Here is a 17,422-nt window from a genome sequence, read left to right on the forward strand (position 1 = left end):
CCAATCGTCTCGGGCGGGGCAGCCCGCCCGACAATGGCCTATCTGTCCGACGCCTGCCAGCGTGGATTGATCCATGGCTCCTGGTTGGACGGCGCCAGCGGCGTGCGGCCAAGGATGTGGTCGGCGGCCTTCTCGCCGGTCATGATCGACGGCGCGTTGAGATTGCCGTTGGTCACGCGCGGGAAGACCGAGGAGTCGGCGACCCGCAGCCCGTTGACGCCGATGACGCGGCATTCCGGATCGACGACGCTCATCGGATCATCCGTGCGACCCATCTTGCAGGTACCGCAGGGATGATAGGCGCTTTCGGCGTGATCCCTGATGAAGGCGTCGAGATCGTCGTCCGACTGGACATGCGACCCCGGCGAGATTTCCTTGCCGCGATAGGCATCGAACGCCGACTGGCCGAAGATCTCGCGCGTCAGCCGGACACAGTGGCGGAACTCCGTCCAGTCGTCCGGATGCGACATGTAGTTGAAGCGGATCACCGGCTTCGATCGGGGATCGGGCGAGCGCAGCGTCACCGAGCCGCGCGACTTCGACCGCATCGGCCCGACATGCGCCTGGAAACCATGCGCCTTGGCCGCCGCCTTGCCGTCATAGCGGACTGCGGCCGGGATAAAGTGGTACTGGATATCGGGGTAGTCGACGCCGGCCTGTGAGCGCACGAAGGCCGCTGCCTCGAAATGATTGGTCGCGCCAAGGCCGGATTTGAAGAACAGCCACTGCGCGCCGATCAGCGCCTTGGAAAACGGGTTCAGCACCGAATTCAGCGTGATTGGCTTGGTCGATTCCTGCTGGATGTAGAGCTCCATATGGTCCTGCAGATTGCGGCCGACGCCTGGCCGGTCGGCCACGACCTGGATGCCATTTTCCCTGAGATGCGCGGCCGGGCCGATGCCGGACAGCATCAGGATCTTGGGTGAATTGATCGAAGACGCGGCAATGATCACGTCGCGACGCGCCTTGATGATCTGGACCTGCCCTCGGGCTTCGATCTCTACCCCGGTGGCGCGTTGATTCTCGATAATCACGCGTCGCGCGAAACCCTTGACGAGGTTGACATTTTTGCGTCTGAGCGCGGGCTTCAAATAGGCACTCGCCGCCGACCAGCGGCGGCCGCCGTGGATGGTCTGCTCCATCGGCCCGAACCCTTCCTGCTTCGCGCCATTATAGTCGTCGGTCAGCTCGAAACCGGCCTGGCGGCCTGCCTCGACGAAAGCGCCATAAAGTGGATTGGTTCTCGAACCGCGCTGCACATACAACGGGCCGCTTTTGCCGCGCCAGCCGTCCTCGCCGCCATCCGCGTTTTCCATGCGCTTGAAATAGGGAAGCACGTCGGCGAAGCCCCAGCCCGTCGCGCCCTGTTCGGCCCAATGGTCGAAGTCGCGCGCATGTCCGCGCACATAGACCATGCCGTTGATCGAGGACGAGCCGCCGATGACCTTGCCGCGCGGCGTCGCCAGCACACGGCCGCCCAGATGCGGTTCCGGTTCGCTGGCAAAGCCCCAGTCGTAGAGGCTCATGTTGAGCGGGATCGACAGCGCCGACGGCATCTGGATCAGCGGCCCGATATCGCTGCCGCCGAATTCGATGACGATCACCGAATGCTTGCCGTCCTCCGACAGACGGTAGGCCATAGCCGAGCCGGCCGAGCCGGAGCCGATGATGACGAAATCCGCTTCAAGCATAGTTCATATGGGCCATAAAATCGGCGAGCGAGACATTGCCGCCGGTCGCCACCACGAGCACGGTCTTGCCGGCCACATCCACCTTGCCGCCGAGCAACGCGGCGAGCGATGCCGCGCCCGACGGTTCGAGCACCAGCTTCATCCGCTCGAAGGCGATCCGCATCGCGCTGCGCACCGATTGATCGTCGACGGTGATGCCGCGAACGCCGGCAGCCTTGACCGCCGCGAACGGCGCGTCGCCGGGCTTGCGCGCCATCAGCCCGTCGCAGATCGACTTCGGCCCGATCGGCATGGTTTCGATGGCGCCATGCGCCAGTGATGAACCCATGCCGTTGAAGCCTTCGGGTTCGACACCGACGATCTCGGTCGCCGGCGACAGATAGTGGAAGGCCAGCGAAACGCCACCGATCAGTCCGCCACCACCGACCGGGCAGAACAGCAGGTCGGCTTGCGCGCTCTTGGCCGCTAGCTGATCGAGCGCTTCCAGCCCGGCGCCGGCCTGGCCGGCGACGATTTCCGGATCGTCGAACGGATGCAGCAGCGCCAGACTCTCGGTCCCGGCGATCTCACGCGCCTTGGCGGCGGCAACCTCCTCACGCGCTCGCTCGCCATGGTCGGTCAGCACGATGCGCGCGCCGTAGCCGGCCGTTGCGTCGCGCTTGGCGGCCGGCGCGTCGATCGGCATGACGATAGTGACCGGAATGCCGAGCGCCTGGCCGGCGGCCGCCAGGCCTTGCGCGAAATTGCCGGAGGAGTAGGCGACGACGCCCTTCCTGGCTTCATCGGGCGACAGCCGCTTCAGCCGCCAATAGGCGCCGCGTACCTTGAACGATCCGGCCCATTGTAGCGATTCCGGCTTGACGAAGACACGGGCCGCGCCCGTTTCGCGGGCAAGGGCGGCCGATTCCAGCAATGGCGTGACCTGCGTCGCCTTGGCGGTGACCGCATAGGCCTGCCGGAGATGATCGAGGGAGGGGACGAGATTTGTCATCATTCGCCTCGCGGATACCTTTTGCTCTCTTCGAGATTGTCGAGGTTCATGTGGTTGCGCATGTAGCGCTCCGATGCCTTTTGCAGCGGCTGGAAATCCCAGGGGTAATAGGCGCCGTTGCGCAGCGCCGGATAGACGACCCAGCGGCGCGCCTGGCTCTCGCGCACGGCGGCGTCGAAACCGGCCAAGTCCCAGCGCGCCCTGACCTTGTCCATGAATGCCGCCACCAGGGTCGCATGGGCCGGGTCGTCGGCCAGATTGTTTCGCTCAAGCGGATCGGCTTCGAGATCGAACAACTGCGGCGGGTCGAGCTCGCAATGGACGAATTTGTATTTGCCGTCGCGGATCGCCACCAGTGGCGCATAGGAACCTTCGGCGGCATACTCGATCAACACAGGCGCGGTACGCTGTCCGCCCTTGGCAAGCGGCAGCAGCGACTGGCCATCGGTCCATGGCGCGATGGCGCTCATGTCGATGCCTGCAAGATCGCAAAGCGTCGGCGCCACGTCGAGATTGGAGACTGGCGCCTTGATCAGGCCGGCCGGCACGTCCTTGCCGGCGATCATCAGCGGCACCCGCACCGAGCCTTCGAAGAAGCTCATCTTGAACCACAGGCCGCGTTCGCCGAGCATGTCGCCATGGTCCGAGCAGAACAGGATGACGGTGTCTTCCAGCATGCGCGTGCGCTTCAGAACGTCCAGCAGCTCGCCGAGCTTGTCGTCGACATAGGAGATGTTGGCGAAATAGCCGCGCCGCGAACGTCGCACCTGCTCAGGCGTAATCTCGAACGAGGGATAGTCGCTGGCGTGGTACAGGCGCTGCGAATGCACGTCCTGTTCGTCATGGGCGATGAACCCGGTTTCCGGATCCAGCGCCTGGCAATGTTCGTAGAGATCCCAATATTGTTTGCGCGCGACATAGGGATCGTGCGGGTGCGACAGCGAAACGGTGAGGCACCAGGGCCGATGGTCCGCGTCGTCCTGCTCGCGCGAAAGCTGGTAGAGCTTCTGCGAGGCCAGGAACACGACCTCGTCGTCATACTCCATCTGGTTGGTGGTCTCGGCGACGCCGGCGCCGGTCACCGAGCCCAGATTGTGGTACCACCAATCGATACGCTCGCCTGGCTTGCGGTAATCGGGCGTCCAGCCGAAATCGGCGGGATAGATATCGGTGGTCAGCCGCTCTTCGAAACCGTGCAGCTGGTCCGGTCCGACGAAATGCATCTTGCCCGACAGGCAGGTGTAGTAGCCGGCGGCGCGCAGATGATGGGCGAAGGTCGGGATCGACGAGACGAATTCAGCGGCATTGTCGTAGACCCCGGTGCGCGACGGCAACTGCCCGCTCATGAACGAGGCTCGGCCCGGCGCACAAAGCGGCGAGGCGGTGTAGTTGTTGGCAAAGCGCGCCGAGCGGGCGGCCAGCGCCTTGAGATGCGGCACATGCAGGAACTCCGCCGGCCCGTCCGGGAACAGCGTGCCATTGAGCTGATCGACCATGACGATCAGGAAATTGGGTTTCTTGCGTGTCACTGCGTCTGCCGTCCGCTGAGTTTCGTTTCGAGATAGTCCTCGACCAGCGCGATCGCCGTCGCGGCGTCAGGCACGCCGTCCTTCAGCGCGCGCCTGATATAGAGCCCGTCGATCAGCGCCGCCGTGGCCTCGGCGACGCGATCGGCCTCGCTTCTGGGAAGGATGCCGGTCAGCCCGCTCATCAGGTTCGAGTGCAAGCGCCGCGCATAGACCTTGAGCAGCCGGCGCAGCGCCGCCGATTTCTGCGCCTCGACATAGAAGGCGAGCCACGCGGCGATGATTTCCGGCTGGAACTGGGCGTCGGAGAAATTGACGGCGACCACTGCCGAAACACGTTCACGAGGAAGGCTGGCGGAGTGAAGGGCGCGCCGCGTATCGGTGGTCAGTTCGGCCAATATGTGCCGCATCGTCGCCAGCAACAGCTCGTCCTTGGCGCCGAAATAATGATGGGCAAGGGCCGAGGAGACGCCGGCGCGGCCGGCGATTTCCGACATGGTCACGTCAAGCGAACCGCGCTCGCCGATCGCCGAGATCGTCGCGTCGATAAGCGCCTTGCGGCGCAATGGTTCCATTCCGACTTTCGGCATCGTTGTTCCGGCCTCTTGGCCAAAGTTATTTTTTATTGACGGATCAATCAATAAAAATCCGCAGGAATTTTCATGTCTGAGGCTGTGCCAACGACAATCACCCGATTGTGCGTTTCTGCCCCTTCACGAGGTCTGTAAAACGGTTCATAGTTGAACAATATGAGAAGTTCACACCGCGTTATGAAGTGCTAGGTTCGCGGAGAACGGAGACCGCCATGACAGCATGCATCGTCGGCTGGGCGCATTCGCGCTTCGGCAAGCTCGAAGGCGAGACGCTGGAGGGCCTGATCGTCAAAGCGGCAACCGACGCGCTCGACCATGCCGGCATCGGCCCGGACGACGTCGACGAGATCGTGCTCGGCCACTTCAACGCCGGCTTTTCCGCCCAGGATTTCACCGCCAGCCTGGTTCTCCAGGCAGACGACCGGCTGCGCTTCAAGCCGGCGACGCGGGTCGAGAACGCTTGCGCCACCGGTTCGGCGGCGGTTAGGCAAGGCATTCGCGCCATCGACGCCAATGCCGCCCGTATCGTCCTGGTGGTCGGCGCCGAGCAGATGACGACAACGCCTGGTCCCGAAATCGGCAAGAACCTGCTCAAGGCTTCCTATCTGCCAGAGGATGGAGAAACGCCAGCGGGCTTCGCCGGCGTCTTCGGCAAGATCGCTCAAGCCTATTTCCAGCGCTACGGCGACCAGTCGGATGCGCTCGCCATGATCGCCGCCAAGAACCACAAGAACGGCGTCGACAATCCCTATGCGCAGATGCGCAAGGATTTCGGCTATGAGTTCTGCCGCCAGGAGAGCGAGAAGAACCCCTTCGTCGCCGGTCCCCTGAAGCGCACCGACTGCTCGCTGGTTTCGGACGGCGCCGCCGCCCTGGTCCTTGCCGACACCGCGACGGCGCTGAAGATGCGCCGCGCTGTCGCCTTCCGCGCCAACCAGCATGTGCAGGATTTCCTGCCGATGTCGAAGCGCGACATCCTCGCCTTCGAGGGCTGCGAGCACGCCTGGAACCAGGCGCTGAAGCAGGCTGGCGTGACGCTGGACGATCTCTCCTTCGTCGAGACGCATGACTGCTTCACCATTGCCGAACTGATCGAGTATGAGGCGATGGGGCTGGCGAAGCCGGGTGAGGGGGGCAAGCTGGCGATGAGCGGCGAGACGGCGAAGGACGGCCGCCTTCCGGTCAATCCGTCCGGCGGGCTGAAGGCCAAGGGGCACCCGATCGGCGCCACCGGCGTGTCGATGCATGTGCTGAGCGCCATGCAACTGGTCGGCGAGGCTGGCGGCATCCAGGTGCCTGGCGCAAAACTCGGCGGCATCTTCAACATGGGTGGCGCCGCGGTCGCCAACTACGTTTCCATTCTCGACCGGATCAGATAAACCGCCCGCATTACAGCGCCGCGCGCCATTTCGGGGCGCAAAGGACGCTGTAACACTTTGATTTTGCGAATGGCCTTGAAAATCGACTTCGATTTTCAAGCCATGCGCTGGCGGGGGATCCATGACAAATCCGGTTCTGGTCGAGGTTCTGCGCGGCGCGATCGTCGAGAGTGCCCATCGTGGCGCCATTGCGGTGTTCGATGCCGACGGCAAGCCGTTCCTGGAGATCGGCGACACCTCGCGTCCGGTGTTTCCGCGCTCGGCGGTCAAGGCGATCCAGGCGCTGCCGCTGGTCGAAAGCGGCGCTGCCGATGCCTATGGCTTCGGCAACCGCGAACTGGCGCTTGCCTGTGCCTCCCATTCAGGCGAGCCTGCGCATGTCGAACTGGCGCGGTCCATGCTGGCCAGAGCAGCGTTGGACAAAACGGCGCTGGAATGCGGCACGCATTGGCCATCGAACCATCAGGCGGAAATTGCGCTCTCCCGCGCCGGCGATTTGCCGAACGCGTTGCACAACAATTGCTCCGGCAAGCATTCCGGCTTCCTCTGCACCTGCGTCCATTCCGGCATTGCGCATGGCGGCTATGTCAGGGCGGATCACGCCTTGCAGGAGATGGTGCGCGACGCGATGCAGGCGGTAACGGGCGCTGCCCACGGCGCTGACGAGCGGGCGACCGATGGCTGCTCGATCCCGACCTACGCGGTGCCGCTCAGGAGCTTTGCCCTCGGTTTCGCCCGCATGGCTGCGGGGATCGGTTTTACGTCACTGCGCGCTCGGGCTGCGAAGCGCCTGCTTTCCGCCTGCATGGCCGAGCCGTTCTTTGTCGCCGGCACCGGCCGGGCTGACCTGGTGCTGATGGAAGCTGCACCCGGGCGGATTTTTGCGAAAGGCGGCGCCGAAGGCGTTCACTGTGCGGCAATTCCGGAACTTGGGCTCGGCATCGCGCTCAAATGCGATGATGGCGCTGGCCGGGCGGCCGAAGCCATGGTTGCCGCCATCCTTGCCAAACTACTGCACGCGGACGAGGTCCTGGCGGCGAAGCTGATCGAACTGGCAAACGCGCCCATCGAAAGCCGGATTGGCGCCAAGGTGGGTTCGCTCCGGCCCACGGCTGCATTCAACTGACGTGATTGCGCTCGACCGTCAGATGCACATAGCCGGCATTGCCTGACGAGGCGAGATCGCCGGTCACCGGCTCGGCCCAGCGCTGCCCGACGATCGCGCCGTTCTGCGCACCATCGATGACGTTGTCGGAGATGATGGCCGTACCGGCGCCCTCGACCACGCTGACGACGATGCCGGTTCCGGCCTTGCGAATGATGTTTCCCGTCGCGACCACATTGCGCATATATGGTCCCCAGCCGATCTGCATGCCGTAGAGCGGCGCGTTTTCGACGACATTGCCCGACACCGTGGTGTCGGCTTCGACACTGATGCCGACGCCGAAGCCGGGCGCGTCCGCCGGGTAGGGGCCAGATGTCGAGAGGTTGCGCACGATGTTGCCCTGGCAGACCCCCATGCGGCCGCCTTCGTTGAAATTGACGATCGAGATGCCGTTGGCGGCGCCGTCGACGATGTTGTTGCCGATGATCGCGCCTTCGAAGGAGAATTCTGAATAGAGCGCCGTTTCGCCCGACCGCGAGCAGGTGTTGCCGGTCATCTGCAGATTGCTGGCGCTGTTGGCGCGGATCGCCGAAAACGCGCAGTCCGAGACGATGTTGCCCGAGATGACGACGTTGCCTGCACGGAAGGCATTGATGCCGTTGCCGTTCTGGCCGGTTCCGCCGCCGCGCGCCTGGATGCGTTCGACGCGATTGCCGCTGACGATGGTGCCGTCCTCGGCCGCTTGCCAGCGGTGCACGAGGATGCCGCCATTGCCGCAGTCGGACACGGTATTGCCTAAGATTTCCAGACCGCCGGCCTCGACCGAATAGATGCCGGCGTCGGCCGCGCCCGATATGTCCGAGCGCTCGACGCGGCCGCGAACGTGTTCGAGCGACAGGCCGTGCTTGCCGCTGCCCGATATCTGGCAATTGTCGACGACGAGATGGCTAACGCGGCGAAGATCGAGCAAGCCTTGCGCATAGTCGCCCATCCAGCGGTTGCTGCCGTCGAACACCAGCCCGCTGAATTCGATATGCTCGGCCTGCTCGGCCATGATGAAATGGCCGTTGCCACCATAGACGATCCGCGATGCGCCAGGCACGCCGGACAGCCTGACGCGGCCGGGCAGCGAAAGGTTTGAGACGACATAGGTGCCGGGCGGCAGGAACACCGGCATGTCGCGATCGTTCGCGTCGCGCAGCAGCTTGGCGAAGGCCTTGCTCTGGTCGTCAAGCGCGCCGGGCTGCACGCCAAGGTCGGCAGCGTTGATCGAACCGCGCATCGAGGCATTCTCGATGCCGGGCAGGGCCGTCGCGGCCGCCTTGCCGAGCGATAGACCCAGAACGGCAAAGCCGGCGGTTCCCGTGAGAAGCTTTCGTCTGTTCAACATCGGCACAGATTCCTGGAGTTCTGTCCCTGTGTCGCAGAATTCGTGCCAGGCCCGGCGGCGTGCTGGCAATGGCTTGTGGAGTCGCAGTTACGCGCCTAAGTTCGCTGGATGAGCAGGGCCTTCACGCGCGAGGAAGACAGCGAAAATGCCATCGCCGGCATCGGCGAGCGGCCGATCAGCACGCACCGCAATCTGGTGACGGAGCGCGGCCTGGCGCAGATCGAGGAAAATCTGGCCGAACTGCGCGATATACTGGCGAAAGCCGAGAGGCGGGCCGACCGCGAGCGCATAGCGGTCGTGTCGCGAGACCTGCGCTACTGGACCGCGCGGCGTGAAAGCGCCGAGCTTTCCATGCCGGAACCGGGCAGCGACCTCGTCCGTTTCGGCATGGGCGTCACGCTGGAAGGCGATGACGGCAGGAAGGTCCACTGGAAGATCGTTGGGGAGGACGAGGCCGACCCGGCCAAGGGCAGCATCTCCCATGTCTCGCCGATGGCCATGGCCTTGTTCGGCAAGAAGGTTGGTGACGTGGCTGTTGTCAACGGCAAGGAGTGGGAAATCGTCAAGCTCTCGGAAGGCTGAATGCAGCTGGCTATTTTGCGAGCTTTTGCAGTCCGATTTCGTATTTGTCCATTACATCGCGAGCGGCAGTCATCTGCCGTTCGAAGGTGTTCCGTACAGGCCTCAGGATGATGCCGTCATCAGTCTCGATGATTCGGAACTGATCGCCCACTTGCAGATTCAACCCGTCGAGCAGCTCCCGTGGCAAGATTAGGGCCTCTGATCCATCGTCGAGTTTGTGAACAATCGTTTTCACGACCACTGCGCCTTGGTTGTATACTTCACTTAGTACAACCTTTTTAGCGATGCAGCAACCTTACTGCGCGGCCATCAGCCGGTCCATCAGCCGGTCCGCCGCTTCGGGAATGACGGTGCCCGGCGGAAAGATTTCCGCCGCCCCCGCTTGCAGCACCGCGTCGTAATCCTGTGGCGGGATGACGCCGCCGGCGACGATCAGCATGTCGTCGCGGCCAAGCTTCATCAGTGCGGCCTTGAGCTCGGGAATGAGCGTCAGATGTCCCGCCGCCAGCGACGAGGCGCCGATAATGTGCACGTCATGCTCGACAGCGAGTTTCGCGATCTCTTCCGGCGTCTGGAACATCGCTCCGACAGTGACGTCGAAGCCGAGATCGGCAAAGGCCGTGGCAATGACCTTCTGGCCGCGATCATGGCCGTCCTGTCCCATCTTGGCGACGAGAATGCGCGGTTTGCCGCCGGACTTCTCCTCGAACGCCACGATCTTGTCCTGCAGCCGGTCGACCACCGGATTGTCGCCAAGCGCCTTGCGATAGACGCCGGAGATCGTCTGCACCGAAGCGACATGGCGGCCGAACACTTTTTCCAGCGCCAGTGAAATCTCACCGACCGTGGCGTTGGCGCGGGCGGCGCGGATGGCGAATTCGAGCAGGTTTTCGCCGCTCTTGGCGGCACGGCTCAGCGCGTCCAGCGCACTCTCGACCGCGCCGACGTCGCGCGTGCCTTTCAGCCTTTGCAGCTTCGATAATTGCCGGGCTTTGACCTCGGCATTGTCGATCTTCAGCACGTCGACCTCGATGTCCGTCTCTGGCCGATGCGCGTTGACGCCGACCAGGATCTGCTCGCCCGAATCGATGCGCGCCTGGGTGCGGGCGGCCGCCTCTTCGATGCGCAGCTTCGGGATGCCCTTTTCGGTTGCCGCGGCCATGCCGCCAAGGCTTTCGACCTCCTCGATGTGGGCAAGTGCGCGTGCCGCCAGATCGTGCGTCAATCGCTCGACATAAGCCGAACCGCCCCACGGGTCGATGATGCGGGTCGTGCCGGATTCCTTCTGCAGGATGAGCTGCGTGTTGCGGGCGATGCGGGCCGAATGGTCGGTCGGCAGCGCCATCGCCTCGTCGAAGGAGTTGGTGTGCAGCGATTGCGTATGGCCTTGGGTCGCGGCCATCGCCTCGATCATGGTGCGGGTTATGTTGTTATAGGGATCCTGCGCCGTCAGCGACCAGCCCGACGTTTGGCAATGGGTGCGCAGCGACAGCGAGCGCTCGTCCTTCGGCAGGAAGTTCTTCAGCATCAGGCTCGACCACAAGAGCCGCGCCGCCCTGAGCTTGGCCACTTCCATGAAGAAGTTCATGCCGATCGCCCAGAAGAAGGAAAGCCGCGGTGCGAAACGGTCGATATCGAGACCGGCCGCGACGCCGGCGCGGGCATATTCGATGCCGTCGGCGATCGTGTAGGCGAGCTCGAGGTCGGCCGTCGCTCCCGCCTCCTGCATGTGGTAGCCGGAGATCGAGATCGAATTGAATTTCGGCATGTGCCGGGACGTGTAGGAAAAAATGTCCGACACGATGCGCATCGAAGGCTTGGGCGGATAGATGTAGGTGTTGCGCACCATGAACTCTTTCAGAATGTCGTTCTGAATGGTGCCTGCGAGATCCTTCTGCGCAACGCCCTGCTCCTCGGCAGCCACGATATAGAGCGCCATGATCGGCAGCACCGCGCCGTTCATCGTCATCGAAACCGTCATCTCGTCGAGCGGGATGCCGTCGAAGAGTTGGCGCATGTCTAGGATGGAATCGATGGCGACGCCGGCCATGCCGACATCGCCGGCGACGCGCGGATGGTCGCTGTCGTAGCCGCGATGCGTGGCCAGATCGAAGGCGATCGACAGCCCCTTCTGGCCGGCGGCAAGGTTGCGCCGGTAGAAGGCGTTCGATTCTTCCGCTGTCGAGAAGCCGGCATACTGCCGGATCGTCCAGGGCTGCTGGACATACATGGTCGGGTAGGGGCCGCGCACGAAAGGCGGCAGGCCCGGATAGGTGTCGAGGTTAGGCAGTCCCTTGAGATCGCCCTGACTGTACAGGTGCTTGACATCAAGGCCTTCCGGCGTCAGCCGCTGGCCTTTGATCTCGATCGGCGCGCGGCGCGGCGCCGACCAGCCGACCTTGCTGAAGTCCGGTATCATGACGCTGCTCCGATCGCCTGGTCGATCTGGATCGGAAACAGCGGCTCGCAGACCGCCACGCTTTCGCTCAACGCTTGCCGCCTCTCGGCCGCCAGCGTTTCGACCGGACGTTCGCTGTTGGACGGGTAAAGCGTCGTGCCGATGATGGCGCGTTCGCCCGCCTGATAGGCAGCGTTGCGGCGCGCCGAGGCAGCTTGGACGCGCCGCTGGATGTGCCCTTGCTGGAGGCTGGACAGCACGCCGCCTTCCGCCTCGATCCGCTGGAATTCTTCCCAGGCCGCTTCACAGAGGTCCGTGGTGAGCGCCTCGACGGCGCCCGAACCGCAGGCAGGATCGGCGACATGATCGATATGGCTTTCATTGGCCATGATCAGTTGCGCGTTGCGGGCGACGCGGCGGGCAAAGCCCGCCGGCAAGCCATGCGTGATCGTGTGCGGCAGGATGGAGATCGAATCCGCGCCGCCGGCCGCTGCCGCAAAACCGGCAATCGCAGTGCGCAGGATGTTCGTCTCCGGGTCTACGGTCGTCATCATGCGGAAGGACGTTTCGGCATGGATACTGGCCGTGGAGCCGGGGATCGAGCAGACTTCCTGAACACGCGCCCACAGCCTGCGCAGCGCCCTGATCTTTGCCATCGACACGAACTGGTCCTGGTCGACGCTCAGCGCAAAGCCGATATGGGGCGCTGCATAGATGAGCGGCTGGCGGGCCTCCTCGAACATTCTGAGATAGGAGACCGCCGAGGCCATCATCGTGCCCAGTTCCTGTGCCTCGGTGGCGCCGGCGTTGTGGAAGACGCGTCCATCCGCTTCCAGCAGGACACCTGGCACGCCCATCGAGAAGAAATGCGCCAGCGATTGCGGCATCGACGCCTTCAAGGCCTCGATCGACATACGCAGTCGTCCGGTTCCGGCAAAGATCGCCGCCGGATCGATGCCGAAGGACAGATTGAGCTTGGCCGGGTCGGAACGGCGCTTGCTCAGGAACGCCACCAGCCAGTCGGCCACGGCGCGGCTCCAGGGATGGGCGTCGATGCGGACCTGGACGCGGTTGAGCGGCACGCCGTCGAGCACGGCCTCCAGCGCCTCGGCCGTCCTCGGCAGGCCGTAGCCGAATGCATTCGGCGCGCCTTCGAAAACCAGCGACAATCCGGTCGCACCCTGCGCGACGTCCTCCAGGGCCTGGCTTCTGGCGCGATCGATATCCGGATCGTCGACACGCTGGCTGACGATCCATGGCGATCTGGGGTTTGCCCGCACGAGAGGCTCCGCCGCCGCGGCGCGATCGTAGAGTGGCTCGATGCGGATGGCATCGTCTGTATGGGAGACGAGCTTTTCCTCGAGGGATCCGCCGGCGAGCGCCTTTTCGACCAGCGCCAGCCATCGCTGCCGCTCGGCGTTCGGAAGTTCGGCATCGTGGATCAAGGCACCGGCGCCCATCCGCTCTCCTCGTCTTGTCGGCCTCGTCTTTTCGGCCGTGTGTGTCGGCCTGACAGGTCAGTCTACGGTTCTCGGTCCCATATCACAATGCGACATGCTCCCTGTGACGGTGAACCGTCAACCGATTGCCAAACATGCGCAAAATCCGCAAGCTTCAAAAATCCAATTTCGACCGGTGGGCATTGTCGCTGCGCGATGGCGTCATTATACCTGCGGCAGGGCCTGTTACTTTATCATATCAGGGCTTTGAACATTTTTGAGCTTTGCGGAGACCGGACACATGGCTGACGACACAAGCATCTTCATCGGGGCCAGCCGCAAGCCCGACGACAGCTACCAGCGCGCCGAACGCCTGCTGCTGCAATATGGCAATCGCCACGGCATGGTCACCGGCGCCACCGGCACCGGCAAGACCGTCACCTTGCAGATACTGGCGGAAAGTTTCTCCAATGCCGGCGTGCCGGTCTTCTGCGCCGACATCAAGGGCGACTTGTCTGGCATCGCCATGATGGGCACGGCGCAGGATTTTCTGGTCAAGCGCGCCAGGCAGGTCAAGCTCGATCCTTATGATTTCCAGGAATTTCCGGTCATCTTCTGGGATCTGTTCGGTGAGCAGGGCCATCCGATCCGCGCCACCATTTCGGAAATGGGGCCGCTGCTTCTGTCACGCCTGATGAACCTCTCCGAGGCGCAGGAAGGCATCATGAACATCGCCTTCCGCATTGCCGACGAGGAAGGCCTGTTGCTGCTGGACCTGAAGGACCTGCAAGCGCTTCTTTCCAACATTGCCGATCGCGCCCAGGAAATCGGGGTCCGCTACGGCAATGTCACCAAACCCTCGGTCGGCGCGATCCAGCGCACCTTGCTGGTCCTGGAACAGCAGGGCGCGGCGAACTTCTTCGGCGAGCCGGCGTTGCGGATCGCCGACATCATGCGCACCACCCGCGACGGCCGCGGCGCCATAAGCGTGCTGGCCGCCGACAAGCTGATGATGAATCCCCAGCTCTATGCGACATTCCTTTTGTGGCTGATGTCGGAACTGTTCGAGGAGCTTCCCGAAGTCGGCGATCCCGACAAGCCGAAGCTGGTCTTCTTCTTCGACGAGGCGCACCTTCTGTTCGACGATGCGCCCAAGGTGTTGATCGACCGGGTCGAGCAGGTGGTCCGCCTGATCCGCTCGAAGGGCGTGGGCGTCTATTTCGTCACCCAAAATCCACTCGATATTCCCGAAACCGTTCTGGCCCAGCTCGGCAACCGGGTGCAGCACGCGCTGCGGGCCTATACGCCGCGGGAACAGAAGGCGGTGAAAACGGCCGCCGATACGTTCAGGCCCAATCCCGACTTCAACTCCGCGACCGTGATCTCCCAACTCGGCACCGGCGAGGCGCTGGTCTCGACGCTTGAAGCCAAGGGTGCGCCGTCCATGGTCCAGCGGACACTGATTCGCCCGCCATCGTCGCGCCTTGGCCCGATCACGCCAGACGAGCGCCGCAAGCTGATTGCCGAGAGCCCGGTTGCGGGACAGTACGATCAGGTCGTCGATCGTGAATCCGCCTTCGAGATGCTGCAGAAAAAAGCCCAGAAAGCTCAGGAGGCCGAGGCGCAGCAGCAGGAGGAAGGCCGCTCACGCTGGACCATTCCGGGCTTCGGCAACGACAGCCCCGCGCCCCAGACCACAGGTGGCAGGCGCACATCGGCGCCAAGACCCTCCAATCGCCAGACAGTGGCGGAAGCGGCGATCAAATCGGTGGTCCGCTCGGTCGGCTCATCCGTGGGCCGCGCGATCGTGCGGGGTATTCTGGGCAGCCTGTCCAGGGGGCGGTGAGCGCATCGTGCGAATGTCGTGTTGCGAGAAGCGGACGCTGCCGGCGGCCCGTTTCCCAGCCAAATTCAGGCCGCGTAGTTGGAACTAATGACGGGCGAGACTGTTCAGCTATGATTTTGATCCGACGCTGACGTGCCCGGCTGGCTGGGGAAGCGCCAACCTTGAGGAGTTCTCATCATGAAGATTTCGTCCAGATTTCGTTCACTCGCGGTTGGCGTCATCGCTGTCGCGGGAGTTGGCTTTGCCAGCGCCGCGCATGCCGACAGCGGTACGATCCGCTTCGACGTCTACAAGGCGGCCTTCTTCATCGGCGGCTCCGGTGGCGAGGGCACGCTGACCTTCCATGGCCGCCGATATCCCATCTCGGTCGGCGGTATCTCGGGCGGTCTCGCCTTCGGGGCCTCCAAGACCTATTTCCGAGGCACTGTGCGCCACATCCGTCGCGCCCGGGATGTGACAGGGGTATACGGTGCAGCGGGCGGTGGCGGCGCGCTTGGCAAAGGGGCCCAGGTCATCGTCATGACCAATGACAAGGGCGCCCAACTCGAACTCACAGGCAGACAGGTAGGCCTGCAAGTCAACGCGGATCTTAGCGGTATGAGCATCTCGCTGAAGTAAGAGCCGAAATGGCGGCTCCGTTGACGCGCTTATGACCCAGCGGAGGGCAATCAAGAAACGGCATGCCTCGATATATCTAGAAAATCGAGCCCGAGATCGCCTTGACCGGGCCAAGTAAAATCGAGCCTTCCGGCACGCCGGAGTCGATCGGAATGGCCTTCCGGTTTGGCGTCGCCACCATCTGCTGGCCGACACCGGCGCTAACGATGACTGGCGTCTTCGAGGGCGTGCGATCGTAGAGATCGATGATGTCCTGGTTTATCAGGCGAACGCAGCCCGAAGACACCGATTTGCCGATCGAGTTCCACTCCGGCGAGCCGTGCAGGCGGTAGAGCGTGTCCTGGTTGCCCTGGAACAGATAGAGCGCCCGCGCCCCAAGCGGGTTCTTCAGCCCGCCAGGCATGCCGCCATTGTCGGCGCTGTATTCTGCCAGTTCCGGTTGCCTGGCGATCATTTCTTCCGGCGGGGTCCATTTCGGCCATTTCTGCTTCCACTGGACGACGGCGTCGCCGGACCATTCGAAACCGGCGCGGCCGAGCCCAACGCCGTAGCGGATGGCCTGCCCACCCGGACGCACGAGATAGAGGTGGTGGCCGACCGTATCGACGACGATGGTGCCAGGCTGCTGGCCGGTCGGATCGGGAACGATCTGGCGCAGGAACTGCTCGTCGATTTTCTCGTACGGTATGCCCGGCAGGTCGAATCCACCATCGCTGACCGGAGCATACATTGTTGCGTAGTCGAGCAACGGTGGCTCGACATGAGCCGGCGGCGGAGGCTCTACCGGCTGCCGCTGCCCCACGGTGGCGCAGGCGGAAACCGCAATCGAGGCGGCGCCAAGCGCTGCGGCGTTCAGAAAGCCGCGGCGGCTCAGGCGATAGGATTCGATGTCGGGTGTGAACATGGTTGCCTTTATTAAGTCTCAAATCGAAACGAAGCGTGAATACGCGTTGATTGGCATGGCGTCAGCTCCACCAATGCCCGGCGCGATAGGCGGTTCCGAATCTGGCCTGACGGTGGACAAACAAAGGCAAAGCTGTGACCGCGCCGTCCCTGTTGCACTGCGGCCACATGTCGAGCATCAGCCGCCCGTCAGCAGGCCTTCGAGCGAGGGCAGGATCAGCGCCGGCGGAAAGTCCCGGTATTCCTCGGGCTGGTTGGCACGGTTGATCCACACGGTCCTGAAACCGAATTTGGTGGCGCCGGCGACGTCCCAGCGGTTGGACGACTGGAACGACACAGCACCGGGATAGAGGCGCCAGTTCGTCGTCACCATGTCGTAGACCGACGGGTCGGTCTTGAAGCGCTTGACGACATCGACGGAATAGATGTCGTCAAGGACCTGGTCGAGCGCGGCGGACTTGACCGCCGCTTCCAGCATTTCGGGCGAGCCGTTGGACAGGATCGCCAGTCTTGCACCCGACGCCTTGAGCGCCTTCAGCACGGCCGGCACTTCCGGATAGCAGTCCAGTCGCCAATAGGCTTCCAGCAGTTTCGTCTTCAACCCGTTGTCCGCAGATGGAACCTTGCGCAAGGCGAAATCGAGCGCCTGTTCGGTGAGCTGCCAGAAATCGGCATAGGCGCCCATCAGCGTTCGCACCCAGGAATATTCCAACTGCTTGGCGCGCCAGATGTCCGACAGAAGCTGGCCATCGGGTCCGATCTGGTCGGCATGACGACGCACGGCCGCATGCACGTCGAACAACGTGCCATAGGCGTCGAAAACGTAAGCCGCATAATGCATGGCGACAGTTTTGCGGCGCGGCGGCACAAGGTGCAAGCACTGATTGCAGTCAATACGAATGACGTCAGCGGATCGCAGCCTGGCTGGACGCCGAGGTCGATTGGTCCGGGGACCGCTGGC

15 protein-coding genes are annotated in these 17,422 nt (G+C 63.4%); 5 read left to right on the forward strand and 10 right to left on the reverse strand.

Translation table 11 applies throughout. The features are described 5' to 3' along the window. Positions 1-38 precede the first annotated feature (38 nt). From betA to betI, 4 genes are read right to left on the reverse strand one after another with little or no spacing between them, the layout of a single operon-like run. On the reverse strand, positions 39-1,691 hold the full coding sequence (gene betA, locus AC0L2H_RS15120) for a choline dehydrogenase (protein ID WP_473590963.1): 1,653 nt from the start codon (positions 1,689-1,691) through the stop codon (positions 39-41). Next, positions 1,684-2,685: a threonine/serine dehydratase gene (locus tag AC0L2H_RS15125; protein ID WP_473590964.1), complete on the reverse strand. Its 1,002-nt coding sequence runs from the start codon at positions 2,683-2,685 to the stop codon at positions 1,684-1,686. The genes betA and AC0L2H_RS15125 overlap by 8 nt, the downstream gene beginning before the upstream one ends. Further along, on the reverse strand, positions 2,682-4,211 hold the full coding sequence (betC, locus tag AC0L2H_RS15130) for a choline-sulfatase (RefSeq protein WP_473590965.1): 1,530 nt from the start codon (positions 4,209-4,211) through the stop codon (positions 2,682-2,684). Before betC ends, AC0L2H_RS15125 begins: the two co-directional genes overlap by 4 nt. Continuing rightward, the gene (betI, locus tag AC0L2H_RS15135) at positions 4,208-4,798 is read right to left on the reverse strand and encodes a choline-binding transcriptional repressor BetI (protein WP_473590966.1); all 591 of its coding nucleotides are present in this window, start codon (positions 4,796-4,798) and stop codon (positions 4,208-4,210) included. The genes betC and betI overlap by 4 nt, the downstream gene beginning before the upstream one ends. Positions 4,799-5,013: 215 nt before the next feature. Between betI and AC0L2H_RS15140 the strand changes: the two genes are divergently transcribed. Next, positions 5,014-6,180 (forward strand): acetyl-CoA acetyltransferase, encoded by a 1,167-nt coding sequence (locus AC0L2H_RS15140; protein WP_473590967.1) that lies wholly within the window; start codon positions 5,014-5,016, stop codon positions 6,178-6,180. 121 nt (positions 6,181-6,301) lie between these two features. Further along, a complete protein-coding gene (locus AC0L2H_RS15145; protein ID WP_473590968.1) occupies positions 6,302-7,306 on the forward strand; it encodes an asparaginase in 1,005 nt (334 codons plus the stop codon). Here AC0L2H_RS15145 and AC0L2H_RS15150 read toward each other — a convergent pair. Further along, entirely contained in the window at positions 7,299-8,675 is a 1,377-nt protein-coding gene (locus AC0L2H_RS15150) for a TIGR03808 family TAT-translocated repetitive protein (protein ID WP_473590969.1), read from the reverse strand. The genes AC0L2H_RS15145 and AC0L2H_RS15150 overlap by 8 nt on opposite strands. Positions 8,676-8,783: 108 nt before the next feature. On the opposite strand from AC0L2H_RS15150, the gene greA reads away from it, so the two are divergent. After that, positions 8,784-9,257: a transcription elongation factor GreA gene (gene greA / locus AC0L2H_RS15155; protein WP_473590970.1), complete on the forward strand. Its 474-nt coding sequence runs from the start codon at positions 8,784-8,786 to the stop codon at positions 9,255-9,257. Between the two features lie 10 nt (positions 9,258-9,267). Here the strand turns inward: greA and AC0L2H_RS15160 are convergent, their stop codons facing one another. Genes AC0L2H_RS15160 through AC0L2H_RS15170 form a run of 3 tightly spaced genes read right to left on the reverse strand, consistent with a single transcriptional unit; the run spans position 9,268 to position 13,115 of the window. After that, positions 9,268-9,492: an AbrB/MazE/SpoVT family DNA-binding domain-containing protein gene (locus AC0L2H_RS15160; RefSeq protein WP_473590971.1), complete on the reverse strand. Its 225-nt coding sequence runs from the start codon at positions 9,490-9,492 to the stop codon at positions 9,268-9,270. A gap of 60 nt (positions 9,493-9,552) precedes the next feature. After that, entirely contained in the window at positions 9,553-11,676 is a 2,124-nt protein-coding gene (gene scpA / locus AC0L2H_RS15165; protein ID WP_473590972.1) for a methylmalonyl-CoA mutase, read from the reverse strand. After that, on the reverse strand, positions 11,673-13,115 hold the full coding sequence (locus tag AC0L2H_RS15170) for a methylmalonyl-CoA mutase subunit beta (RefSeq protein WP_473590973.1): 1,443 nt from the start codon (positions 13,113-13,115) through the stop codon (positions 11,673-11,675). Before AC0L2H_RS15170 ends, scpA begins: the two co-directional genes overlap by 4 nt. A gap of 280 nt (positions 13,116-13,395) precedes the next feature. Here AC0L2H_RS15170 and AC0L2H_RS15175 point away from each other — a divergent pair, with 280 nt between their 5' ends. Both AC0L2H_RS15175 and AC0L2H_RS15180 read left to right on the forward strand, forming a co-directional pair. Beyond that, positions 13,396-14,940 (forward strand): helicase HerA-like C-terminal domain-containing protein, encoded by a 1,545-nt coding sequence (locus tag AC0L2H_RS15175; RefSeq protein WP_473590974.1) that lies wholly within the window; start codon positions 13,396-13,398, stop codon positions 14,938-14,940. Between the two features lie 177 nt (positions 14,941-15,117). After that, on the forward strand, positions 15,118-15,558 hold the full coding sequence (locus tag AC0L2H_RS15180; protein ID WP_473590975.1) for a hypothetical protein: 441 nt from the start codon (positions 15,118-15,120) through the stop codon (positions 15,556-15,558). A 76-nt stretch (positions 15,559-15,634) separates the two neighbouring features. Here the strand turns inward: AC0L2H_RS15180 and AC0L2H_RS15185 are convergent, their stop codons facing one another. Both AC0L2H_RS15185 and AC0L2H_RS15190 read right to left on the reverse strand, forming a co-directional pair. Then, a complete protein-coding gene (locus tag AC0L2H_RS15185) occupies positions 15,635-16,462 on the reverse strand; it encodes a L,D-transpeptidase (RefSeq protein ID WP_473590976.1) in 828 nt (275 codons plus the stop codon). A 177-nt stretch (positions 16,463-16,639) separates the two neighbouring features. Further along, complete coding sequence (locus AC0L2H_RS15190; protein WP_473590977.1) at positions 16,640-17,302, reverse strand: haloacid dehalogenase type II; 663 nt, start codon at positions 17,300-17,302, stop codon at positions 16,640-16,642. Between the last annotated feature and the right edge of the window lie 120 nt (positions 17,303-17,422).

Source organism: Mesorhizobium sp. WSM4871 (assembly GCF_055811295.1).

What these genes read in the sequence shown, in the direction of transcription:
- AC0L2H_RS15150 (WP_473590969.1), bottom strand. Translation starts at nt 8,675, where the DNA reads ATGTTGAACAGACGAAAGCTTCTCACGGGAACCGCCGGCTTTGCCGTT.
- AC0L2H_RS15190 (WP_473590977.1), bottom strand. Translation starts at nt 17,302, where the DNA reads ATGCATTATGCGGCTTACGTTTTCGACGCCTATGGCACGTTGTTCGAC.
- AC0L2H_RS15145 (WP_473590968.1), top strand. Translation starts at nt 6,302, where the DNA reads ATGACAAATCCGGTTCTGGTCGAGGTTCTGCGCGGCGCGATCGTCGAG.
- AC0L2H_RS15170 (WP_473590973.1), bottom strand. Translation starts at nt 13,115, where the DNA reads ATGGGCGCCGGTGCCTTGATCCACGATGCCGAACTTCCGAACGCCGAG.
- AC0L2H_RS15175 (WP_473590974.1), top strand. Translation starts at nt 13,396, where the DNA reads ATGGCTGACGACACAAGCATCTTCATCGGGGCCAGCCGCAAGCCCGAC.
- AC0L2H_RS15140 (WP_473590967.1), top strand. Translation starts at nt 5,014, where the DNA reads ATGACAGCATGCATCGTCGGCTGGGCGCATTCGCGCTTCGGCAAGCTC.
- greA (WP_473590970.1), top strand. Translation starts at nt 8,784, where the DNA reads ATGAGCAGGGCCTTCACGCGCGAGGAAGACAGCGAAAATGCCATCGCC.
- AC0L2H_RS15185 (WP_473590976.1), bottom strand. Translation starts at nt 16,462, where the DNA reads ATGTTCACACCCGACATCGAATCCTATCGCCTGAGCCGCCGCGGCTTT.
- betA (WP_473590963.1), bottom strand. Translation starts at nt 1,691, where the DNA reads ATGCTTGAAGCGGATTTCGTCATCATCGGCTCCGGCTCGGCCGGCTCG.
- betI (WP_473590966.1), bottom strand. Translation starts at nt 4,798, where the DNA reads ATGCCGAAAGTCGGAATGGAACCATTGCGCCGCAAGGCGCTTATCGAC.
- AC0L2H_RS15125 (WP_473590964.1), bottom strand. Translation starts at nt 2,685, where the DNA reads ATGATGACAAATCTCGTCCCCTCCCTCGATCATCTCCGGCAGGCCTAT.
- AC0L2H_RS15180 (WP_473590975.1), top strand. Translation starts at nt 15,118, where the DNA reads ATGAAGATTTCGTCCAGATTTCGTTCACTCGCGGTTGGCGTCATCGCT.
- scpA (WP_473590972.1), bottom strand. Translation starts at nt 11,676, where the DNA reads ATGATACCGGACTTCAGCAAGGTCGGCTGGTCGGCGCCGCGCCGCGCG.